The 4,779-nt window shown below is 50.5% G+C and carries 5 protein-coding genes; all 5 read left to right on the top strand.

Features of this window, described 5'->3' with window-relative positions:
• The first annotated feature begins 7 nt into the window (after window positions 1-7).
• The gene (locus FP827_02565) at window positions 8-334 is read left to right on the top strand and encodes a helix-turn-helix domain-containing protein (protein ID MBA3051966.1); all 327 of its coding nucleotides are present in this window, start codon (window positions 8-10) and stop codon (window positions 332-334) included.
• Window positions 335-449: 115 nt separating this feature from the next.
• Window positions 450-2,762 (top strand): outer membrane protein assembly factor BamA, encoded by a 2,313-nt coding sequence (gene bamA / locus FP827_02560; GenBank protein ID MBA3051965.1) that lies wholly within the window; start codon window positions 450-452, stop codon window positions 2,760-2,762.
• Complete coding sequence (locus FP827_02555) at window positions 2,756-3,334, top strand: OmpH family outer membrane protein (protein MBA3051964.1); 579 nt, start codon at window positions 2,756-2,758, stop codon at window positions 3,332-3,334. The genes bamA and FP827_02555 overlap by 7 nt, the downstream gene beginning before the upstream one ends.
• Window positions 3,335-3,347: 13 nt before the next feature.
• Window positions 3,348-4,409 (top strand): UDP-3-O-(3-hydroxymyristoyl)glucosamine N-acyltransferase, encoded by a 1,062-nt coding sequence (gene lpxD, locus FP827_02550; protein MBA3051963.1) that lies wholly within the window; start codon window positions 3,348-3,350, stop codon window positions 4,407-4,409.
• A partial coding sequence (locus tag FP827_02545; GenBank protein MBA3051962.1) for a UDP-3-O-[3-hydroxymyristoyl] N-acetylglucosamine deacetylase occupies window positions 4,402-4,779 on the top strand: 378 nt, incomplete at its 3' end. The genes lpxD and FP827_02545, both read left to right, overlap by 8 nt.

Below are 4,779 nucleotides of genomic sequence, written 5' to 3'. Positions count from 1 at the left end.
GAGCGAAATGAAAAAAGTTGATGACTACATCAAAGACAAAATTAAAAAAGATCCAGGCTTGGCATTGCGCTGTGAACTTACCAAACAAAAGGTGAAGGTTGTTCAAAAAATTATTGAATATCGCAATAAACACAAACTGTCCCAGGCTCAACTTGCGAAAAAACTGAATGTAACACAGCAGTATATTTCTAAGATTGAGGAAGGTAATTTTTCCAATCTTACGGCTGTTGAAAATCTGCTTTATCGCATTGGATATAAATTGCAATTAGAAGTGGTAAAGATACAGAAAAAAAAGGAAGCCGCGCACACATCATTTTTCGCGCAAGTCGCTTAATATTGCGCGGCGTTTCGGCCCCAGTAACGAATTGTTTTACGACAGCGCCTATTCCCACAGCGCCTTAGGGCGCGCTGTTGTTCTTAATGCCGGCTATATGCTACAATAATTACTTATGAAATATGGAAAAAATACAGTCAGTATGAGGCGCTTTTTTTCGCCGCTCTTTGCAGCGGCGGCTTTGTGCGTTTTCGCGGGTTATCTCACCGCTCTATCCGAAGATTTTGTAGAGCGCGTCGAGATATCGGGCAATGAAACGGTTAAAACCAAAAAGATCACCAAAGAGATAGCCGTCCGTGCCGGGGACATTTTTTCGGAGGAAGTGCTGCGGGGCGACATTAAACGCATATATGACATGAATAAATTCGAGGACGTGTCGGTGGAGATCAGCACCGGCGCCGCGGGCACGGTGATAAGGTTCGAGGTGAAAGAGAAACCCCGGCTCAAAAAATTCAAATTCGTGGGCCACAAGGAAGTGTCCTCGGGGATGATGCTTGAAAAGATCACGCTTTCCGGCGGCGATTATTTTTCGGTCAGCGATGTGATGAACGAGATCCGCGCGATACAGAACCTTTACAGGGAAGAGGGGTTTTCAAAAGTATCGGTGAGCCATTTCATAGACAAACCCGACAAAAACGGCAAATCCATCGTGACATTTTACATAGAAGAGGGCCAGAAAATACTCATCAGCGGTATCAACCTGCCGGGCGTGCAGTCCTTTAAGGTGAAAAAAATAAAATCCCTGATGGAATTAAAGAAGAAAAAGATATTCAACGCCGAGAAGCTGGAGGCTGACACCGCCAAAATAGTAGGATTCTATAAAGACCGCGGTTACGCCCGTTTTGAGATATCAAAACCTTATATCAGTTATTCCGACGCCGGCGATTCCGTGACTCTGACTCTTTTTGTTTATGAGGGGGGCAGATATGATCTTGGTGATGTGGGATTTGAAGGCGCTGTCGTCAAAGACAGCTCAGAATTCACGCCCATCCTGCAGCAGGCTAAATTCAGGAAGGGGAAAGTGTATTCCCGCAAAAATGAGGAGAGTTTCATTTCCTCCGTGAACGGTTTGTACGCGGATGACGGTTATCTGAAACTTTTGATCATCCCCGAATACAGCTATGAAGGCGGCGATGTTAATATTCTTTATAGGGTCCACGAGGGCGAGCAGATCAGCATCAACAACATTTATATAGAAGGCGCGCGCCGCACAAAGGAGTTTGTCATCAAAAGGGAGATACATGTCAAAGAAGGCGATCCTTTTAAATTAACCGTGGTGCGGGAGTCTCAGCGGCGTATCTTTAATCTCGGCTTTTTCTCGGATGTGCAGATCATCCCCACGGACACCCACATAAGGGATAAGATGGATCTGACCTTTCAGGTGCAGGAGCAGCAGACGGGGATGCTCTCCGTCGGCGCGGGATATTCCTCCGTGGACCGGCTCGTGGGCACGATGCAGATATCGGAAACCAATTTCAGGGGTATGGGGCAGAAGCTCTCTCTCATGTGGGAGTTCGGCGCCCGCCGGAAAAATTATAATCTTTCTTTCACGGAGCCCTATTTCTTCGGCAGGGATCTTTCTTTCAACGCCGCGATTTATGACATAGACAGGGTGCAGGAATATGTGAGTTCCTCGACGGTAAAAGACAAATATCACGAACACAAAAGAGGCGGCAGCATAGGTTTCGGCAAACGCTTTATGAAGGTGTACAACGCGAATGTGACATACGCTTATGAGGCTATGCGGCTTTACGGAACGGATGATGTTTATATGCTCGAGCAGAGAGCGCTGGCCGACCGCAGGGGCATCACATCCAGCGTACGGACTTCTATCACGCGCGACACAAGGGATTATTTCTGGGATCCCACGACGGGAGCCATTTATAAACTTTCCGAGCAAATGGCTCTGGGTATTTTCGGCGGGCAGAATTTCTTTCACAGGGAACGCCTTCAGATATCGTATTTTTTCCCGATTGTATGGAGGCTGGTTTTTGTGACAAATTTTGAGGCGGGCGTTGTCACGGGGTACGGGGCAACCCCCGATGTGCCGGTTTACGAGCGTTTTTACACCGGCGGCGGCGAATCCATAAGAGGTTATGATTACAGGGGGCAGATAGGCCCGGCCGGTGGCGGAAGGTACATGAATGTCAATAATCTGGAACTCAAGTTTCCGCTCGTCAGGGAGAACAATCAGACTGTCCTGCAATGGGCGTTTTTCTTTGATTTCGGCGGTACATGGGATAAAAGAGAAGATGTGAACTGGTCCTTCGGCCAGACGGAAAATCATTTTAAAAGAGGGTGGGGGATGGGAATAAGATTCAAGATCCCCGCTTTCCCCGTGCGGCTGGACTGGGCAAAAGGCCTCGATCATGTGAAAGGCGAATCCCAGACGCAGTGGTATTTTACAATAGGGGATATCTTTTGGTAAAATCCGGAAAAAAGGGGGCAATCGCTTTGACCGCGCTGAAATTCATCTGTTTGTGCTTTTTGTGCTCAGGGCTCGTCCGCGCGGAGATGATCTCCACGCAGAAGGTGGCTTTCGTTGACATAGAGGGCATTTATTCGCGCTTCCGCATGAAGGAACTGGCGGAAAAAGAAATGGACATCCGCAGGGAAAAATATCTTTCGGACATTACCGCCATGGACGCTAAAATACGCCAGCTTGAGACCAGCATGGCCCTTGAGGAGGAGACGCCGGTGAGCGTTTCCATCTCCACGGCGCCGGATGTGGAGATATCCACCGCAACAGTGAAAACCGACACGCGAGGCGAAGAGATAAAAGCTCTCAGGGAACAAAAGGAACTCCTCTCGGTGGAGGCCAGGGAAAGTTTGAAGAATATCAAAAGCGAATACATGTCGCAGATAATGGGCAGGATCTATGACGCGGTCGCCGAGGCCGCCGAGGAGGGCGGATACGATCTGGTCATTGATAAAAACAACGCCGTTTACGGCATCCCTGCCACGGATCTGACAGAAACAGTTTTAGAAAAATTGAAATGAATGGCGCGCCGTTATGAAATTATCCGAAATAGCCCTCCGCATAGGCGGAGAAATAAAAGGCGGCTCTGAAAGCGCTTCGTCCGCAGGGGCGCTCGGGCAGTTGCGGGATGTTGAAATAAATAACATCTCGGATATAGAAAGCGCCGGGCCCGGAGATATCACTTTTATCTCCAACCCCAAATACGCCGGGGCCCTGAAAAAAACGCGGGCATCCGCCGTTATAGCCGGGGAGGGGATGAAAAGCTCCATCCCCGCGGTTGTCTGTAAAAATCCCTATCTCGGATTCGCGAAAACGGTAGCTCTTTTGAGAGAGCCGCCGCCGCGCCCGCCGGAAGGCATAAGCCCTCTCGCGGACGTTTCCGGCTCCGGTGTTGACGCCACCGCCAGCATCGCCGCTTTTGTTTTCGCGGGGAAGGGTTCCGGGATCGGCGCGGGCACGGCGGTGATGCCTCATGTTTTTATAGGAGAGGGCGCGCAGATCGGGAAAAACTGTTTCATTTATCCGAATGTCACCATCCGCGAGAAAGTGATAATCGGCGACAATGTTATCATCCATTCGGGCAGCGTCATAGGTTCCGACGGTTACGGTTATGTGCAGGATGAAGGCGGGCACAAAAAAATACCCCAGGCCGGAAATGTCGTCATAGAAAACGATGTTGAGATAGGCGCGAATGTGTGCGTGGACCGCGCGGCTCTCTCATCCACAGTCATCGGCGAGGGCACAAAAATAGATAATCTCGTGCACATAGCCCACAATGTGCGCATAGGCAGGCACTGCCTCATACTCGGCCAGACGGGAATAGCCGGCAGCACCGTTATAGGCGATTACACGACGCTGGCTTCCCAGAGTGGGGTTTCCGGCCATCTTAAAATAGGGAATCGCGTCACCGTCGCCGCCCGCGGCGGGGTGATAAAAGATCTGGCCGACGGGGTTCTTGTTTCGGGTTTTCCGGCCAGGGATCACCGCGAGATGCTGAAGGTGTACGCGGCGACCATGCGTCTTCCCGAGATGCTGGAAATGTTCCGTAAAATGAAGGGGCCGCAGATCCGCCGCGGAGGAAAAGCAAATGGCTAAACAGAGGACGATAGCGAAAGAAGTTTCTTTGAAGGGCATAGGACTGCACACGGCTCATAAAACATCCGTGACTTTCAAGCCGGCCGCGGCGAACGCCGGCGTTTTTTTCATGAAGAACGGCGTCAAGATCACCCCCGACGCCTCAAAGGTATCCAACACCGTCAGAGGCACGACGATAGGCGAGGGTGAAAACGCGGTAAACACCGTTGAGCACCTTCTGGCGGCTTTTGTCGGCATGGGCATAGACAACATCTGTGTCGTGATCACCGCTGACGAGCCGCCCATAGGCGACGGCAGCGCCATGCCTTTCGTGAAGATGATAGAGGAGGCGGGGATAGTGGAACAGGATGCCGAAAAAAGATATTACACG

This window comes from Candidatus Omnitrophota bacterium (genome assembly GCA_013791745.1).
Lineage (GTDB): Bacteria > CG03 > CG03 > CG03 > CG03 > CG03.
This window is presented reverse-complemented; position numbering and strand designations above follow the sequence as displayed.